The organism is Aeromonas sp. 25-248 (assembly GCF_053005425.1).
Genome location: NZ_JBRKTB010000002.1, coordinates 290,052 through 307,734, shown reverse-complemented (window position 1 = coordinate 307,734; position 17,683 = coordinate 290,052). Strand labels below are relative to the sequence as shown.

18 protein-coding genes are annotated in these 17,683 nt (G+C 62.1%); 3 read left to right on the top strand and 15 right to left on the bottom strand.

The features are described 5' to 3' along the window. Positions 1–130 precede the first annotated feature (130 nt). On the bottom strand, positions 131–1,042 hold the full coding sequence (locus ACVDHI_RS04865) for a DUF808 domain-containing protein (RefSeq protein ID WP_039038966.1): 912 nt from the start codon (positions 1,040–1,042) through the stop codon (positions 131–133). A 206-nt stretch (positions 1,043–1,248) separates the two neighbouring features. Between ACVDHI_RS04865 and ACVDHI_RS04860 the strand changes: the two genes are divergently transcribed. Then, positions 1,249–1,851 carry a DUF924 family protein gene (locus ACVDHI_RS04860; RefSeq protein ID WP_125117211.1) on the top strand — a complete coding sequence of 201 codons (603 nt, stop codon included), beginning with the start codon at positions 1,249–1,251 and terminating at the stop codon, positions 1,849–1,851. 54 nt (positions 1,852–1,905) lie between these two features. Here ACVDHI_RS04860 and ACVDHI_RS04855 read toward each other — a convergent pair whose 3' ends face one another. The 10 genes from ACVDHI_RS04855 to hinT form a co-directional block, all read right to left on the bottom strand. Continuing rightward, positions 1,906–3,525 (bottom strand): methyl-accepting chemotaxis protein, encoded by a 1,620-nt coding sequence (locus ACVDHI_RS04855; protein WP_167825098.1) that lies wholly within the window; start codon positions 3,523–3,525, stop codon positions 1,906–1,908. A 251-nt stretch (positions 3,526–3,776) separates the two neighbouring features. Next, a complete protein-coding gene (gene secF / locus ACVDHI_RS04850) occupies positions 3,777–4,691 on the bottom strand; it encodes a protein translocase subunit SecF (protein WP_174213908.1) in 915 nt (304 codons plus the stop codon). 109 nt (positions 4,692–4,800) lie between these two features. Further along, on the bottom strand, positions 4,801–6,603 hold the full coding sequence (gene secD / locus ACVDHI_RS04845) for a protein translocase subunit SecD (protein ID WP_029314367.1): 1,803 nt from the start codon (positions 6,601–6,603) through the stop codon (positions 4,801–4,803). 148 nt (positions 6,604–6,751) lie between these two features. Further along, a complete protein-coding gene (locus tag ACVDHI_RS04840) occupies positions 6,752–7,219 on the bottom strand; it encodes a hypothetical protein (RefSeq protein WP_103259905.1) in 468 nt (155 codons plus the stop codon). A gap of 106 nt (positions 7,220–7,325) precedes the next feature. Continuing rightward, positions 7,326–8,186, bottom strand: a complete 861-nt coding sequence (locus ACVDHI_RS04835; protein WP_042017226.1) for a DUF6279 family lipoprotein — start codon at positions 8,184–8,186, stop codon at positions 7,326–7,328. A gap of 51 nt (positions 8,187–8,237) precedes the next feature. Continuing rightward, complete coding sequence (locus ACVDHI_RS04830; protein ID WP_447211773.1) at positions 8,238–9,101, bottom strand: phosphotransferase; 864 nt, start codon at positions 9,099–9,101, stop codon at positions 8,238–8,240. After that, the gene (gene lpoB, locus ACVDHI_RS04825; protein ID WP_010674346.1) at positions 9,091–9,687 is read right to left on the bottom strand and encodes a penicillin-binding protein activator LpoB; all 597 of its coding nucleotides are present in this window, start codon (positions 9,685–9,687) and stop codon (positions 9,091–9,093) included. The genes ACVDHI_RS04830 and lpoB overlap by 11 nt, the downstream gene beginning before the upstream one ends. Continuing rightward, positions 9,687–10,085: a YcfL family protein gene (locus ACVDHI_RS04820; RefSeq protein ID WP_226044403.1), complete on the bottom strand. Its 399-nt coding sequence runs from the start codon at positions 10,083–10,085 to the stop codon at positions 9,687–9,689. The genes lpoB and ACVDHI_RS04820 overlap by 1 nt, the downstream gene beginning before the upstream one ends. Before the next feature lie 68 nt (positions 10,086–10,153). Next, entirely contained in the window at positions 10,154–11,575 is a 1,422-nt protein-coding gene (locus ACVDHI_RS04815) for a COG3014 family protein (protein WP_447211772.1), read from the bottom strand. Then, positions 11,575–11,925 (bottom strand): purine nucleoside phosphoramidase, encoded by a 351-nt coding sequence (gene hinT, locus ACVDHI_RS04810; RefSeq protein ID WP_010674343.1) that lies wholly within the window; start codon positions 11,923–11,925, stop codon positions 11,575–11,577. The genes ACVDHI_RS04815 and hinT overlap by 1 nt, the downstream gene beginning before the upstream one ends. 256 nt (positions 11,926–12,181) lie before the next feature. Here hinT and ACVDHI_RS04805 point away from each other — a divergent pair, with 256 nt between their 5' ends. Continuing rightward, positions 12,182–14,194 carry a methyl-accepting chemotaxis protein gene (locus ACVDHI_RS04805; RefSeq protein ID WP_041215416.1) on the top strand — a complete coding sequence of 671 codons (2,013 nt, stop codon included), beginning with the start codon at positions 12,182–12,184 and terminating at the stop codon, positions 14,192–14,194. A 70-nt stretch (positions 14,195–14,264) separates the two neighbouring features. Here the strand turns inward: ACVDHI_RS04805 and ACVDHI_RS04800 are convergent, their stop codons facing one another. After that, a complete protein-coding gene (locus tag ACVDHI_RS04800; RefSeq protein ID WP_041215417.1) occupies positions 14,265–15,149 on the bottom strand; it encodes a 6-carboxytetrahydropterin synthase in 885 nt (294 codons plus the stop codon). 292 nt (positions 15,150–15,441) lie between these two features. Beyond that, on the bottom strand, positions 15,442–15,564 hold the full coding sequence (locus ACVDHI_RS04795; RefSeq protein WP_258039730.1) for a hypothetical protein: 123 nt from the start codon (positions 15,562–15,564) through the stop codon (positions 15,442–15,444). Positions 15,565–16,382: 818 nt separating this feature from the next. On the opposite strand from ACVDHI_RS04795, the gene ACVDHI_RS04790 reads away from it, so the two are divergent. Continuing rightward, positions 16,383–16,730 carry a hypothetical protein gene (locus tag ACVDHI_RS04790; RefSeq protein ID WP_447211771.1) on the top strand — a complete coding sequence of 116 codons (348 nt, stop codon included), beginning with the start codon at positions 16,383–16,385 and terminating at the stop codon, positions 16,728–16,730. Between the two features lie 4 nt (positions 16,731–16,734). On the opposite strand, the gene ACVDHI_RS04785 is transcribed toward ACVDHI_RS04790, so the two are convergent. Together ACVDHI_RS04785 and ACVDHI_RS04780 are read right to left on the bottom strand one after the other, a co-directional pair. After that, positions 16,735–16,938: a hypothetical protein gene (locus ACVDHI_RS04785; RefSeq protein WP_221366580.1), complete on the bottom strand. Its 204-nt coding sequence runs from the start codon at positions 16,936–16,938 to the stop codon at positions 16,735–16,737. Next, entirely contained in the window at positions 16,917–17,663 is a 747-nt protein-coding gene (locus ACVDHI_RS04780; protein WP_447211770.1) for a hypothetical protein, read from the bottom strand. Before ACVDHI_RS04780 ends, ACVDHI_RS04785 begins: the two co-directional genes overlap by 22 nt. Positions 17,664–17,683 lie beyond the last annotated feature (20 nt).

The window sequence follows — 17,683 nt, the reverse complement described above, 5'->3', positions numbered from 1 at the left end:
GCCTCTGCGGGCGGGTGAAACCGGATAGTACGAAGGGGGCCAGGCACTTGCCTAGCCCCCATTCGAGGCAACCAGCAGAAGAGCGCCCCCCAGTGCGACGGCCCCTGTCGGCCCTCTCCCGACAAGCGACCTATTTGGCGGGCTGAAGCTTGCTCACCAGGGTCATGGCCACCACCAGCACCAGCCCTGCCACCACGCCGGCCAGGGCGCTCAGCAGGGTGGGCGTCACCACGGCCAGTACCCCGCCGACCCCGGGCAGGGCGGCCACCGTGCCCGCCGTCCCTTCGATGAGATGATGGAGGAAGGGCCAGCCATGGACCAGAATGCCGCCGCCGACCATGAACATGGCGATGGTGCCCACCAGGGCAAGCAGGTGCATCAGACGGGGCGCTGTCACCAGCAGCCCCTGCCCCACCGCCCGGCGCACGGCGCCCCCATCGGGCTTTTGCAGCAGGTGCAGGCCGATGTCGTCGAGCTTGACGATGAGCCCCACCAGGCCATAGACCCCGACGGTCATCAGCAGGGCGATGCCCGCTACCACGGCGATCTGCAGGCCCAGGCTCGACCCCTGCACGGTTCCGAGGGCGATGACGATGATCTCCGCCGAGAGGATGAAATCGGTGCGAATGGCCCCCTTCACCTTCTGGCGCTCATAGGCCGCCAGATCCTCGGGCACCGGCGCCGCCTGATGCGCCTCCTCCTCGTGGGGCAGGAACTTGTGGACCAGCTTCTCCGCCCCCTCGAAACAGAGGTAGGCCCCCCCCAGCATCAGGAGCGGGGTGATGAGCCAGGGGATAAGAGCGCTGATGGCGATGGCGGCAGGCACCAGAATGAGCTTGTTGCGAAACGATCCCTTGGCCACCGCCCACACCACCGGCAGCTCACGCTCGGCCCGCACCCCGGAGACCTGTTCTGCATTGAGGGCGAGATCGTCCCCCAGCACCCCGGCCGTCTTCTTCGCCGCCACCTTGGTCATCAGGGCGACATCATCGAGCACGCTGGCAATATCATCGAGCAGGGTCAACAAACTGGCTCCGGCCATATCTGGCATTCCTTCTATTGAGTGGGACACATCCGGGCTGCCCCGGTCAGGGTGATGAGGAGATCAGGGGACCACGGGCCCATCCGGGGATCACCCTTTGGGGCAAAAGATGGCACAGTGTAACGGGAAGCCGCCACGGCGGCAGCCCCCCATGGCAGATCCCCTGCTCCGTTTTCACCTCACGGCCACCGGCCCAAGGAGTTCCCATGCAACCCTGGCAACCTCTGCTCGATTTCTGGTTTGGCGATGACGCAGACGACGCTCCCCGTGCCGCCCGTCAGGCCCCCCTCTGGTGGGGCAAGAGCAGCGAGACCGATGCCCTGCTGGCCTCACGCTTCGGCGAACTGGCGGCCCGTGCCGCAGCGGGCGAGCTCGCCCATTGGGAGGGCGATCCCGCAGGGCGCCTGGCCCTCATCCTGCTGCTGGACCAGCTGCCGCGAAACCTTCACCGCCACACTCCCGCCGCCTTCGCCCAGGACGACAAGGCCAGGGCGCTGTGCCTCAAGGGGCTCACCCTCGGGGTCGACAAGGGGCTCTCGCCGCTGGCCCGGGTCTTCTTCTATCTGCCCCTCGAGCACGCGGAGTCCAGAGAGCAGCAGGCCAGAAGCGTCGCCCTGTTCGAGGCCCTGGCCGACGAGCAGGCCACAGGCCCGGCCCGGGCCACCTTCGAAGGCTTTGCCGACTTTGCTCGGCGCCACCAGGTGATCGTCGATCGCTTTGGCCGCTTCCCCCACCGCAACGCCATCCTGGGCAGGGCGAGCACGGAGGAAGAGGCCGCCTTCCTGCAACAGCCCGGTTCGGGGTTCTGACATAAAAAAATCCCCGCCATGGGCATGGCGGGGAGAGAACAACCGATCCGCGTATCACTGGATGCGATAGCGGGAGATCTGCTGGTGGATATTCTCCGTGGTCACGTTCAGCTCCTCTGCGGCGGCGGAAGTCTCCTCCGCCGTGCTGCTGGTCTGCTGCACCACCTGGGCTATCTGCTCGACCTGGAGGGCGATGGATTCCGCCGCCGAGGTCTGCTCGCGGATGGCCAGGGTGATCTCGCCGACCTGATCCATGACGCGATGGGAAGCCTGGCGGATCTGGGTGATGATGGCCCCGCTTTCCGTCGCCATGGCCACCCCTTGCGCCACCTTCTCCTCCACCAGGACCATTCTGGCCACCGTGGCCTCGGACCCTTGCTGGATAGCCTCCACCGTCCTTGAGATCTCCTGGGTCGACTGGGCCGTCCGCTCCGCCAGCTTGCGCACCTCGTCGGCGACCACCGCAAAGCCGCGTCCCTGCTCACCGGCCCGCGCCGCCTCGATGGCGGCGTTGAGCGCCAGCAGGTTGGTCTGCCCCGCCACATCGTTGATGACGTTCACCACCCCACCGATGCGGGAGATCCCCTCCCCCAGCGCCGTCACATCGCGGGAGGCCTGACGAATGGCGTCGGCGATGTCGTTGATGGCGAGCACAGTGCGCTCTATGGTGGCCCCGCCGTCACTGGCGAGCTTGCCGGATTCATTGGTGATGCGGCTGGTCTCCTGGGTGCGCTGGGAGATGTCCGTGATGCTCACGCTCATCTCCTCCACCCCGGCGGCGATAAGGCTGGTGGCGTCATTGGCCTGACTCGCCGACTCCGCCATGTGCTGGGCCGCCTGGGAGAGGGACTCTGCCGTGCTCTTGATCTGCAGGCTGCCCACCGAGAACTCGGTGAAGGTCTGCTGCAAGGTGTCCAGCAGGCGGTTGACCGCCGTCAGCGTCTGGCCGATCTCGTCCTGCTGGCTCACATTGGCCCGCAGGGTGAAGTTCAGGTCGCGCTGGATCTCGGACAGGGTCGCCATGGCCAGACGGAGGGGATTGGCGACCTGCCTGAACAGCCAGAGAAAGAGCACCAGCGTGAGGGCACCCGTGCCCACCGAGATGAACAACAGGGCCTGCATGCTGCTATCGGCATTCTGCTCGCCTCGCAGCTTGACGGCGTCACCTTGCTGGATGTTGAAGTGGACGTGCTTGTCGATGGCCTGGGAAAGCTGCTCAAACAAGGGGGCAAGCTCCTTGTCGATCGCCTCTCTGGCCTCCACATTCTTGTTCTCGCGGGACAGGCGCAGGACGTCTTCAGAGGCCTTGCCGTACTGGGCAACCAGGCGCCGATCATCGGCGACGAGCTGCCTGTCCTCCTCATTGGAGATCATCCCGTTTTCATACTGGCTCAGCAGGGCGTCCATCTTGGTGTGAAGGGATGCAATGCTCTGCTCTATCTGACTCATCTTGCCGTCGTCGGTGTTGAGCACGTGCGCCTGGATCAATGAATGCAGGGCGTAGAAGTCTGTCTGTATCTCCTTGATCGTGGAAATGCTGGGGACTGTGTTGTCTGTTACATAGCTGAGATCCGCATTGGCGGAGGAGAGTCTGCTGATGCTGAACCAGCTGAGACACCCCAGGGCCAGCATGACCAGCAGGGCAATGAGTTGAAGCCGACGAGCGATATTCATGAGTGCTTACTCCATCCATAGACTCCCTGCCAGTGTAGCCGATGCGGGCCCCGAAAATAGCGCCTAAAACATGCATTTCATTACACTTTTCAACTTCTGCTCGGCCGCGTCACACCCGCCGCCCCAACCCGGCCTTCGGGGCCGCCGCCCCCCCTCTGGCAGAATGGAAAAAGGAAGGCATTCGCCTTCCTTTATTTGCCCGGGGCGGCCACACTGGCCGCCCATGTGCCCCGTGACGGGGGGCTCGGCGGTCACGCCGCCTCGGCCAGCTCCTCCTCTTTTTTCTGGTAGGCCTGGGGGGAGAGCCCCAGCAGCTCCTGCACGGTGGAGGCCACCGTGATGGAGGAGAGCGTCCCCACCAGGATGCCGGCGAACAGGGTGAAGGAGAAGCCGTAGAGGGCGTCGCCGCCGAACAGGAGCAGGGCCCCAACGGTGAAGAGGGTGGTGCCCGAGGTGATCATGGTGCGGCTGAAGGTGGCCTTGATGGCCACGTCCGAGCACTCGTGGATCCCCATGCGGGTACGCGACCCCAGCAAGTCCCGCAACCGGTCCGAGATGACGATGCTGTCGTTGAGGGAGTAGCCTATCACCGCCATCAGGCCCGCGATGACGTTGAGGTCGAACTCGATGTCAAAGAGCGCGAGCAGCCCGATGGCCACCAGACCGTCGTGCAGCACCGACACCAGGATGCCGATGGCCTGGCGCCACTCGAAGCGCACCGCCAGGTAGGCGGAGATGGCGAGCGAGGCCACCAGCACCGCCAGCATCCCCTGCTGGAACAGCTCTGCGCCCACCTGGGGCCCGACGATGGTGGTGCGCAAGAGCTCCACCGGCAGGGCGAGTTGCTGCCCCAGCATGGTCGCCAGATCCTCCGCCGCCCAGGGCAGCGCGTGGGGGGGCAGCTTGATGAGCCACTCGCCGGGCACACCGGCGCCGTGCAGCTCCACCACCCCCGCCAGGGGCGCCGTCAGCAGGGCGTTGAGCTCATGGGCCTCCTTCAGGGTCTGGATGCGAAACTCCAGCAGGATCCCGCCGGTGAAATCGAGCCCGAGGGCGAGCCCTTTTGTCGCAAGGATGGCTACACAGGCCAGGGTCAGCAGCACGGAGGCCCACAGCCCGATATAGCGCCAGCGGGTCAGCCCCATGGCCAGGATCATTCTCAGCATTGTTCTTCCCTCGACGTCAGGTGGTTCAGGCTTCCCGGCAGGAAGCGGTCGGTGCGCAGGTCATGCAGACTCACGGGCGCGGCGTCATGGTGGTGAAGTCGGTTCATGGTCATACCCTCAGCAGCTTGGCGCGGCTGTTGCCCCACAGGGGGTTGATGATGGCGCGGGTGCCCCAGATGCCGGTCACCATGCTGGAGATGAGCCCCAGGATCAGGGTGATGGAGAAGCCCTGCAGCGGCCCGGAACCAATGGCATAGAGCACCACGGCGCAGATGAGGGTGGTGATGTTGGCATCGAAGATGGTGCGAAACGCCGAGCGATAACCAAAGTCGATGGCGTTGGCCAACGAACCCCCTTCCCGCAGCCGGTCCTTGATCCGCTCAAAAATCAGCACATGGGTATCCACCGCCATGCCCACGGTGAGCACCAGACCGGCGATCCCCGGCAGGGTCAGCACGGCCCCCGGCAATACCGCCAGCATGCCCACCTGCATCAGCAGGTTGGCGACCAGCGCCGTGATGGCGACCCAGCCGAACTTGCGATACCAGGCCATCATGAACAGCATCATGCCCGCCATGCCGAACGCCAGGGCGGTGAAGCCCGCCTCGATGTTCTGCAGACCCAGGGTCGGGCCTATGCTGCGCTCCTCCAGGATCTTCAGCGGCGCGGTGAGGGCCCCGGCCCGCAGCAGCATGGCGAGCTCCTGGGCCTCGGGCAGGCTGCCAATCCCGGTGATGCGGAACTGGTTGCCAAGGGCGGTCTGGATGGTGGCGACGTTGATCACCTCGCTTCGGGCGCGCAGCTTGCCTTCGGCGTTGGTCTTGTACTCGGTGAAGACGGTGGCCATGGGCTTGCCCACGTGCTGGCGGCTGAACTGGTTCATCTTGCTCCCCCCCAGGGTGTCGAGCACGATGTTGACCTGGGGCTGCCCCATCTCCCCCATGTTGGCGCGGGCATCGACGATATGCTCGCCGCTCAGCACCGGCTGGCGGGCCAGTCCCACCGCCTGGCCGCTTCGATCCGCCATGAAGAAGCGGCTGTCGGCCTTGGCTTCATAGAAGGCCAGGGACGCGGTGGCGCCGATCACCTCTTTCGCCTGCTTGGGGTTGTGCACCCCCGGCAGCTCGATGCGGATGCCGTCCTGCCCCTGACGCACCACCGAGGCCTCGACGATGCCGAGCTCGTTGATCCGCTTTTTCAGGATCGACAGGTTCTGGGTCACGGCGTTGTTCACCAGCAGGGTGCGCTCGGCGTCGCTCAGCACCAGGGTCAGTGCGTTGCCGGAACGGCTCAGTGTCCACTGATCCTGGCGGGTACCGGCACTCTCCTTGATGATGGAGAGCCAGGCCTCCTGCCCCGCCACGTCGGGCAGGGTGACGGCCACGCTCCCCTGGGCGGTGCGCATCACGCTGGCCCCCCGCAGGTTAGCCTCGCGAAAACGGGTGCGCAGGGTATCCACCAGGTTCTTGGTCTGGTTGTCGATGACGAAATCCACGTCCACCCCGATCAACAGCTGGGAGCCACCGCGCAGGTCCAGCCCGAGCTTGATGGGATCGGCGCCGAGCCGGCTGATCCAGGCCGGGGCGTTGGAGTAGAACTCCAGGGTCAGGGCGGCGCTGTCCAGCCCCTGCTGCTCCAGCAACTGCTTGGCCAGTTGCTGCTCCCCCTGGCTGGCGAACACCAGCGCCATCCGGCCACCCTGGGCGATCTGCTTGAGGGGGTCGATGTGGTTCTCGGCCAGCAGGGTGCGCTGCGCGTCGCTCAGGCGCGACTGGCCGTGCAGCCCGAGGGAGGGCTGCTCACCGAAGAAGGTGGGCAGGGAATAGAACGCGAACGTGACCAGCATCAGCAGCAACAGGGCGTACTGCCACAGGCTCATGCGGTTCAACACGGTATGACTCTTTTTTCTCATGAAATCGGCCTCTGTCAGGCGATGGCAAGGGGCGACACCGGGGTCGCACCGTGCAAAAAAATGAAACAAGACAGCCTAGCCGTTCACTAAAAGTGAACAGCAACAGAGAGAAGATGAGGCAACAGGTGGCAAGCTGACCCCATCGGGGTCAGGCGAGGAAGCTCTGGGCGAAGCGGTACTGCAGATGCCGGCGCTGCAGGCGGCGCCTGTGAATGCCGGCGAAGTGATCGCGAAAGCTCGTCCCCGGGTAGAAGAGGGCGGCATAGAACAGCAGGCCGCACAGCAGCAGCAGGATCGCCTGCTGGGACCAGCTCATCACCAGCTCGTAGACCACGCTGCCGGGCTGATGATCGCGGCTCAGGGAGTGCTCGAGGCGCAGCAGGTGATTCTGGTGGGAGCCGACGAACTTGACGATGCCATCGTCACCGCCGCTGACACCGTGGGCCGCCGGGCTTGCGTCGGCAGGCGCCGCCCCCTCCGCCAGCGAGTGGGCCTGCTGGGCCGAGGGCTGGAACGCGGGTACCTTGACCCCCTCCACCGAGAGGGTAGAGAACAACAGTGCGAGGGTGATGAGCAGGGTCATCGCCGCCAGTTTCACGTTGTCGGTCAGGTTCAAAAGTTAATTCCCACACAATAGAAAGGGCAAGCTACCACAGCCTGCCCCACAAGAACAAGGGCGGCAGGCCCAGTGCCCGCCGCCCTTGTGTTGTCTCACCGCGTCCTCAGCGGCTGCGGGTCATGCCCTCGAAGTCCTCGGCATAGTCCTTGAGCAGGGTGTAGAGGTGGGCCCGCTGGGAGAGATCCATGGAGTGGCTGAGATCGCTCAGCCACTGGATGGTGCGCTGGCGGGACTGGTCCGTGTAGCCGGTGAAGCGGCCATCCATCAGGCCGTCCCCCTGCTGGAGCAAGCGGGTCAGCTCCTGGCCGAAATCCGGGCTCTGGCGCTGTTTCATCAGCCGATCCAGCTCCTTGGTCCAGGCCTCCTGAAAGTCGAGCCAGGGGGCCATCATCTCGTATTGCCACTCGGCCCACTGCGTGATGAGGGGCTCCTGGGCCGGTTTCACCTTGCCAATCCAGAACACCAGGCGCTCATTCATCTTCTCCCGAAAGCCCTTGATCATCTCGGCCTTCGACTGGGTGGCAAAATCGTGCTGGCGCTCCTGCTGGCGCTTCACCCTATCGGCCATGAAGCGAGCCACCTGATCGTCGGTCAGGGTCTTGGCGAGGCGCACCGTGCGGGGAATGGCATTCTCCAGAGTACGGGTCAGGCTCGCCTGGGTTCTGTCCAGATGCAGGGTCACCTGGGCCGGGCTCATGGGGCTGGCCACCGCCTTGGCCAGGGCGTCGAGATCCCGGGCATAGATGGGCAGCTCATGCTGCCGGTGCCAGGCCATCAGCCCCTTCACCTCCTGGTCAAGCAGCTTCTTCTGGCTGCGGTCCAGGGAGAAGTAGTCGTCCAGTTGCCAGACGATGGCCGAGTCGAGCCAGTAGTAGATCACCCGGGTGGCGCAACCCGTCAGCAGCAGGCAGAGCAGCAGCAGGCTCCAGCTACGCGGTTGACGCCATGAGAATGTGGTCACCATGCATGCCTCCCATTCATTGAATACACGCGTCGCGCGGGCCGTTGCCTGGCATCACTCCAGGCGCTGGCGGTTGATATCGATCAGGGCCTGATACTCGGGCCCGGGTTGCTGTTCGGCCATCAGCAGCGCCCACAGCAGGCCGATGTAATCGACCCAGGGCAGGAAGGCATCGGCCTGGAATCCCCGGGGCCCCAGCCCCGTCGGTGCCCCGTCCATGGCTTCAAGATAGCAGCTCTCCAACTGGCACCGCTGCTCTTCGCTCCAGCCGTGGGTGCGCTGGATGCTGGCGACCTCGAACCCAGGATGACCGGCGGCGCCGTACTCCCAGTCGATGACCCAGGGTCGCGACCCCAACAAGTTAGCCGGATTGAGATCGTGATGGCAAGGGAGCCAGCAGTCGTCCGGCTCCCGGCTCGCGAGCAGGGCCCGCTCCAGCGCGGGCAGCCAGGGAGGGATATGGGCCAGACGCTGCCGATAACCGCCGCTGTGGGCCCGCACCGCCATCACCACGGTCGGCACCGGCAGGCGGTGCAGCCGCACCAGCACCTCCGCCATCAGGCGGGGTTGCGCGGCGAGAGGCGGCGCCTGCTCGGCCCAGTTGGGTTCGTCGCACCACGCCAGCAGCATCAGGCCGGTGGCGGGATCGCCGTGATGACAGGGCAACGCCAGCCCCTGCCCCACCGCCCCCTGGTAGAGCTGCCACTCGGTGGCCCGGTCGATGCCAAGGCGCACCGGATCAGGATGACCGCGGCGCAGGAAGACCTGCTCGCCAGTGGGGAGGCAGAGCCGGTAGTTGCCGTTGGTCAGGCCCTGACCCAGCGGCTCAAGGCGCCCCTGATACCAGGGCGCCGGCAGGCTGGCGAGGAGCGCCAGCTCCGCCAGATCCCCCTGCCCCCGCGGGTTCTCACCAGCCAAAGGTGGACTTCTTGGCCTGTTTGCGGATCTCTTTCTGATCGGCCCACAGCAGTTCGCCGTTCTCCACATCCATCAGGTTCATGGTCATCTGGTAGTAGACGTCCTTCACCTTGCCGTTGTCCTTGACGATGCTGGCGAGGTTGCCATAGACCATGTAGCGGGCACCGGTCTGCTTGCCGAGCCGCACCATGGTGGCGGGATCCACCATACCGCTGCCCTGCTGGTATTCGAGCTGCTGCTTGACCGCCGCCACCTTGCTCATGTCCACGAAGCGGAACTTGCCCGAGCGCAGCAGCTTGGTGCGGATGGTGTCGGTGATGGCCTCGGTGTCGATGTGCTCCGAGGTCTTGTTGCGGATGGAGTCCATGAACATCACCGGGCGGCCCCCGGCGGTGATCTCGCTGGTGGCCGGGGACGCCAGCATGGAATCCGCCATCTTGTCGGCGATGGCCTGCAAGTCGGAGGAGCCGTAATCGACGGTCACCGTCTCGGTCTCGGTGGGATCGCCATAGCTGACGGTGGTGCTGGAGCAGCCGCCCAGCAGCAGGGCGCCGGTCAGGATCAGCAGGGCATGATTCATTTTCATCAGTAGGATTCCTCCATCACTTCGCGAACGTAAATCCGGTAACCCCGTGCAGCCGGGCTCGGCGCCAGGGCGGACAGGGTGCGGGTCTGGTAGCCATGCAGCTTGAGGGGGGTCCAGCCGCGGCCATCGCTGGCCACCTCCTGCCCCGCGTCGTCATACCAGTAGAAGAGATATTGCAGCGTGTGGTCACCACGCTGGGTACTGGCCGCCGCCACGTTGACCTGCAACAGGCCGTTCTGCTGGCGCCGGCTGAGTTCGGTCAGGGTGACGTTGACGTTTTGATGCTGCTCGGCCACCGCCGCCGAACCGGCCGCGCCATAGAGCGCCACGCCGGAAGTATTGGTGGCACAGCCCGTCAGCAGCAGAACCAGGCCCAGGGCCAACCCTTGTGCTTTCATCTTGCTCTCCTTGCCGGTGGCCGTCGGCCTGACCGGTCATTCATCTGAGTTGCCATATCCGGTTCCCCCTAGAGGGGCATCACCCGGGTCGTGAGCCCGCTCCCCAGGCGCTGTACCCACACCAGGGTGGTGCGCCCGGCGTGGACGCTGAGTGGCAGGGTGCGCATGGCGCTGCCCGCCCCCAGGGTCAGGGTGACGTTCCCGGCCGGGACCATCCCCTGCCAGCTCGAGGCCTTGGCGGGCAGCGTCAGCCAGCTGCGGGTATCCGCCCGCTCCGAGAGGGTGTTGAAGATCCCCACCAGGATGTTGCCCACATCCCCCCCCTCCTTGGCGGCGGTGCGCCGTACCTGCTCCTTGGCCACCAGCCGCAGGGCCTGCCGGGTCAGCATGCCGGGCAGCCGCTCCTGCAGATCCTTGGCCGCCAGCGCCTCCAGCCTCACCAGCTCGCTGGTCTGCGCCACCCCCTTGCCCACCGACAGGGTGAGCGGGGCGCCATCGCTGGCCCGATTGTCGTAATAGGGCACCGCCACGGTAAAGGTACGAAAATCGCCGCTGGAGGTGGAGATGGGCAGCGGCAGGAAGAGCTCCCGGCGCGCCGGGATCAGGCCATCTTCAAACAGCACCACAAGCTGTCCTTCATCCTTGACCGGCTGCGGCGCCTTGCGGCCCATCCGTTGCTCGGTCTCCTTGAGCTCCTCGGGAGAGCCGCGAAGCCGGGCCAGGCGCAGCAAGGCATCCTGCAGACTCTGGTTGTCCGGCGCTATCTGGTAGCCGCGCTGGTAATCGACCCAGGCATCGTTGAGATCCCCGGCCGCCTCGTAGAGCACGCCGGAGAAATAGAAGGTGTAGGCGTTCTGGAAACCGTTTTTCACCTGGCCTATCAGGCGATCGAGCTCGGGGGCGCCGCGCGACATCAGCTGGCGCATCTCCCCGGCTTCGTCCTCCTGCTCCCCCTCCTGCGCGGCCTTGCGCACCTCGTCGGCCCGCCGTTTAAGGGCCTGCTCCTGCACCTGGTTGGCACGGCGCACCTCTACCAGGGCGCCGTCGGCATCCCCGCGCTGCAAGTAGTTGAGCGCCAGATAGTGGTGCAGCATGGTGCGCTCGTAATCGGGCGCCTGGTAAGCCAGGGTCTGATCGTTGGTGAGCAGGCTGCCCGCCTGGGCCAGTCCCTGGCTCAGGCGGTACTCGGCCTGACTGTCTTCCCACGCAAGCCGGCTGTCGGCGGCGGCAAAGGCCTGCTTGCTGGGGCCGTCCTGACCCGCCAGCCAGGCGATGCGCCCCTTCTCCAGCTGGTCGAGCACGAAGGTGTCGTCCCCCGGGGTCGATTCGCGCACCTCGGGCAGGGCCTCGGCGGCATGGCCCAGCAGCAGCTGGTTGCGCAGGGGCACCATCTGATCCGAGTAGGAGACGAACATGTCTTTCCACTGGGAAGCACAGCCCCCCAGCAGCAGACCGGCCAACAGCAGGCCGGTCGACGGGACGAGGCGCATCACAGGCTCAGCAGGGGTCCCAGGGGCTCGCCACCGACCAGGTGCAGGTGGATGTGATAGACCTCCTGCCCGCCGTGGCGGTTGCAGTTCATGATGAGGCGGTAGCCGTCCTCGGCGATGCCCGCGTCGCTGGCGAGCTTGCGGGCCACAGTGAACATCCGGCCCAGCGCCAGCTCGTGATCCGGCTCCACGTCGTTGACGGTGGGGATGAGGACGTTGGGAATGATCAGGATATGGGTCTTGGCCTTGGGCTGGATGTCGCGAAACGCGGTCACCAGATCGTCTTGATAAAGGATGTCGGCGGGGATCTCCTTGCGGATGATTTTGCTGAAAATGGTTTCTTGCGCCATGGGTAACTCCTTTATAGGAAAAAGAAAATTCAATACAAAGCTCAAGCGGCTCCCAAACAGGCCGCCGCAACGCGCCAAGTGTGACACAAGCCGACATTTGGCACAGCCGTTGTCCCAATCGCTTCAGTTATTGTGAAGAATACCGATAGCGAGGAGACGTCCCGCGAACCACAACGGCATCCCCTTCGGGGCATGCAGGGTATCAAAGGGACGGGGTACTCAGGCAAGGGACTTTTGCACAGACAGCGGGACAATAATGAAACAAACAATGTCAGACCTCTCGATCTTACAGAGAGTCTATCTGGGCTTTGCCATCCTGGTCGCCGTCATGGTCGCCAGTGCGGTACTGACCTTTCGCGGCCAGAGCGAACTCAGCGGCGCCCTGGATCAGGTGACCCAGGAGTCCATGCCGCTGGTACTCGCCAGCAGCCAGACCCAGATAAGCCTGCTCAGCGCCAACAAATGGCTCACCGACGTGCTGACCGAGCAGGATCTCAAGCAACTGCCGGCGGAAGTGGCCGAGTTGCAACAGGCCAAGGGCCAGGTCGACAAGATGGTCGCCAGCCTCAAGCAGCAGGTGGCGGTTCATCCCCAGTTGCAGGCGGACATGACTGCCCTCGTCAAGCTGGTGGATGACTACCTGCAACTGACCCAGACCCTGCCCGGCGAACACGAGGCCCTGCTCACCCGGCTGCACAAGGTCAATCAGGCCAAGGGCCAGTTCCAGGTCAGCCTGCCCCAGTTCAAGAAGAACCTGGGGGACATGATGGTCACCATCGACGACAGCTTCATCAAGATGCTCTCCGAGACCCTGACCACCAAGCTCTCCGCCATCGAGCTCTCCACCATGGATGCCCTCAACCAGAGCATCCCCGCCCCCATCGAGGCGGCGCTCAAGCGCAACAAGATGCAGATCGAGGGCTTCAACAGCACCATCAAGGATCTCCAGGGGGAGCTCAAGGACTTCGACAACAACATGGGCCACTACGTCCATGGCTTCGTGCGCGACACCACGGGTAATGACGGCGTGCTCTCCCAATACCTGGCCCTGATGAAGCAACAGCAGGCCATGCGCGAGCAGAGCAAGCAGGCGAGCCAGCTCATCCTCAGCATCCAGAACAAGCTGGAGGGGATCACCGCCCAGAGCCAGCAGCTGATGAACGCCAGCATCCAGGCCTCCGATCGGGTGCAGACCCAGAGTACCCTGACCCAGGGGATCAGCATCGCCATCGCCATCTTCGTCGCCATCCTGGTGGCCTTCACCCTGGGCAAGGCCATCCGCCGTCCCCTGAAAGAGCTGCTGCGGGTGCTGACCGAGGTGACCCAGGGTGACATGACCCAGCGGGTCGGCTTCAAGAGCCAGAACGAATTCGGCCAGCTCGCCAGCCAGATCAACCTGCTGATCCACCAGATGGGGGATGTGCTCAAGCAGCTCTCCCAGGCGTCGACCCAGCTCAACAGCGCCGCCCACGACAACCGCCACACCACCGAATCGGTGCGGGCGGATCTGGAAAAACAGCGTCAGGAGACCGCCTCGGTCGCCGCCGCCATGACCCAGATGGAGGCCTCGGTGCGGGAGGTGGCCCAGGCCGCCAACCAGACCCTGGAGCGGGTGCAGGATGTGGAGAAGGCCTCCGAGATGGGGCGCAAGGTAATGGCAGGCAACATCACCACCACCCATCAGCTCGCGGGCAAGCTGCAGCAGACCGGCAAGGTGATTGGCGACGTGAGCGCCATGAGCGGCCAGATTGGCAACATCCTCGACGTCATCCGCGGCATCGCCGAGCAGACCAACCTGCTGGCCCTCAACGCCGCCATCGAGGCGGCCCGTGCCGGCGAGCAGGGACGCGGGTTTGCGGTGGTGGCCGACGAGGTGCGCAACCTGGCCGGTCGCACCGCCCAGTCCACCAGCGAAATCCAGACCATGATCGAGAACCTGCAGCAAGGCGTCGCCCGGGCGGTCAACGTGATGCAGGAGTGCTCCCGCGAGATGGACAGTTGCGTGGATCAGAGCTCCCAGGCCAACAACGCCATGGAAGAGGTGCAGGGCATCGTGGTGCTCATCAGCGACATGTCGAGCCAGATAGCCTCCGCCGCCGAGCAGCAGCAGGCCACCAGCGCCGACATCGCCACCAACCTCAACCGCATCTCCGACATCTCGGATCTCAACTATCAGGGCATAGAGCGGGTCGCCGAGACCAGCCAGCAGCTCGACTCCCTTGCCGAGCAGCAGGAGGGGCTGGTCCAGCGCTTCCGCCTCAGTGCCTGATGGCCACGACCCGATACGACAAGGCCCCGCATTGGCGGGGCCTTGTTTTTTACTGGCATGCGGCGCGGGATCAGGCGTAGGCGATGGCTCCCTTGCCGACCCCTTCATAGGCGACAATCTTGACGAACTTGTCCCCTACCTGCTTCTTCACCTCGCGGGCGATGTAGTGGGCCAGCAGCTCGATGGTGGTGTCGGTGTCGATCATCTCCACCTCCGCCGCTGGCATGGCGAGCTGGAACAGCCCCTGGGGCGCCACATACTTGAAGCCGATGTAGTGAGCGTCCCCTTCTTTCAGTGACGCCTCGGCCCGCTCGCTCAGGGCGAGTTCGCCAAGGGCCGCCCTGTCCTCTTCAGTGCCCAGGTAGATGTCGGCCCAGCGCTCGGCCCAGTTGAACTCCAGCTCCTCGTCACGCTCCCCGTCCACCAGGATCTCGACGGGAGAGCGGTGGCCGTGGGCGATGCGCTGGCAGTTGCCGTCGTGCTTCTTGAGGCCGTGGCTGTAGTGGTAGAAGGCGCCCTCGATGCGCTCCTGGCGCAACGTCAGGGAGAGATCCTTGATGTTGCCGGGCAGGCGCTTGGCCAGTACCCCCAGCAGATAGCGGGTCACCGACTCTTTATCCACCTGGGGGGCGGGAATGAAGGCAAAACCCTGGGTCGGGCAGCGCAGGTGGATGGCGCGACCCGGGCGCAGCAGATCCACGGTGCTCTCGTCGTTCTCCAGCGCGTGGACATGGACCAGGGGACATTCCGTCGGCACCAGCAGCTTGTGATCCACCTCTTCATCGATGATCGACTTGATGAGCTTCTTCACCCGACCGAAGTCCAGCAACATGCTCATCTCGTTGAGCTCGCCACTCATCTCGATGTCCACCAGCCAGCTCTCGCCCACCATGCCGCGGCGCTCGCATAAATAGCTGGAATCGATCACAGTCAAATCTCTAACAAATAACTTCATTACTCAGGCCTTGCTACAGAGAAAGTGCAGTTTGCGATATTATGACCCCGGATTATCGGCAAAGGAATGATTGATTTCTATCAGGATCCATTGCCAAGCCGCTTGGCATAAGGCTTGAGGCCAGTTTTATTGCCTCGGATGTATCCCATCAAACACCGCATTTCCCCGTATTTTACCCCTCTTTTTGCCCCAAAAATGCCCCAAAAATGCCCCAAGAAATTACCTAAGAATCTCGTATCACGCAGGCATAGAAAAGCCCGCGCAGTGGCGGGCCAATCCGAATCCTTCCGCATCACGCTGACACGGTGGCTTCATCGCGAAGTTTTTCCAGAATGCGCGCGATCTTGCTCTCCTCCTCAGGCGCCAGGTCCAGCGTCTCAACAAACTCTTCCAGTTCGCTTAGCAGTGATTCCATCCGATTTCCTCCTAGCTCTCCCAGTCTCTCGACTGTGAAATACTGTATACCCATACAGTACATTTCTTGAATTTATCATTTTTGGACTGATTTGGGTATTAAAAATGGGGCCATAGCCCCATCAGTATCATTCAGCTAGGTCAGGAATCAGACGCAGTATCCTGTCAACAAGAGCCCTGCGCTCCTGGGGACAGAGATCGATAACCTCCAACTCCCCCAGCAGTGCATTCAACTCAACCTGTAGTTGGGCGGCACTCATTGCACACCTCCTACACTGAACTGCTGGGCTAACTTCGTAAGCCCCTTCGGGGTGATGCGAACCTGCTCACAAAGGCGCTCACCGCCATCAGCCAAGGGCACCATCGTCACCTTGTGCTCAAGCAGCCCCTGCTGCACTTAGTCTTGGTCACTGCTTGCCAACGGCACGCTTGTAGATCCAGCGCTGGCTGCAGAGGTGCTGGTTGAACTTCCTCGGCTGTTACTGCAACGCCTTGGCAGCCTCGGTCAGATTCAGTAAACCTTCGGCCACAGCGATCCGCTCCAACTCGTGATTGCCTGCCTCCAGGCGCAGCGTTCTTGCTCTGGCTGCATGGCGATCTGCACTTTCACTGCCACTCGACATTGTCCTCACAGCCCATGAGATCGACAAAGATGATCCTCGCGACACCCCTTACGTTCGACGCGAGGAAAAACAGGACGTGCTTGACTACATCAGACAGGAAATGATTAACAAGAAGAGCTGATGTGATCGCAATCACTGACGCACAGCCTCAAACGATGCAGCATTTGAATTTTGCAGATAGAGAAGGAGAATCTTGATGCGTGTAGCATTCATCGCAGCGCTGGTGCTTTTGTCTGGTTCAGTATCAGCAGACTGCATTGGAACTGGTAACTTTAAGACCTGCTATGACGATAGCGGGAATACATATACAGTTCAGAAATTTGGCAACTCTACTTATGTCAACGGACAGAACCCCAGCACGGGATCAAGCTGGAATCAGCAGAGCCAGCGACTTGGCAATAGTACCTATACCACCGGCCAGGATGCTGATGGTAATTCTTGGAACAGCACTGCTACAAGAGTTGGAAATTCAACCATCATCAACGGTATAGATAGTGATGGCAATGCTTTCAGTCAGACCTGTAATGAATATGGCTGCTACTAGCTATTCACCAAACTGATATCAACACATTCAATGCAAATCCAACCAGAGCAATAAAAAAGCTGAATGCCATAAAGTCATCCAGATCGCTCCGGCTGGATTTGCTGAAACACCAGCATCCTGCTGCAAAAGGAATAAGTGCTAGGGTGAAGCTGAAACTAAAAGCTTTCAGCGCCACTACCATCATTATCAGCGCAAGCAGTATCCACATGGTCTTTTCCTTCTAGAGAAAGACCTAATTTTACCTCCAATATCTGTGACGAAACCAGGGCCGGATTTCTGGACCGCCTTGCTGCCATCAACTTCACTCTCAATCTCTATCCACTTTAGAAATTTGCAAATATTGAAATATTTTCTTTTTTCTGAGTGCAAGTAGTCTTGCATCAGCCAAAGTAGTGGCACTACCCCACCCAAGAAGAAAACTACAAGGGAAAAAACAAAGTCGCCATTACTTTTGACTATCTCCGTAGATACAACCAATGATGCAATTGTAGATAAAAACAATATGAAGATTGGATTATGAAAAACACTGGATACATCAATTTTTTTAAATCTAGCATCATTCCATTCCAGTAGGTCTTTTATAGGAAGGTTAGACAGCACGCTATTCTCTTTAAAATCCGATCTGAACATACGATAGCGTGCATACAACTCTCTTTCAGATGCGGGCAACATTGAACACTCTCTAACCTCCCTGCCATTCTTCCAAGAAAGGATATAGCCTACAAGCAAAGCGAGTGTAAATTCAGAGAAAATAGTTGCCACTAAGTTGTATGCGCTCTCATAAGTTACCCAAAAGACACAAAATGACATTACTGCATAAAATGTCATGCCTGATATATACCACATGGAGTTCCCATTACGCTGCAACAAACCAATGCGACTGCACTGCTTATATATGTAAAACAATTCATTCCAATGATTAACGTAATCCATTACGGCTCCAGATAAATGTC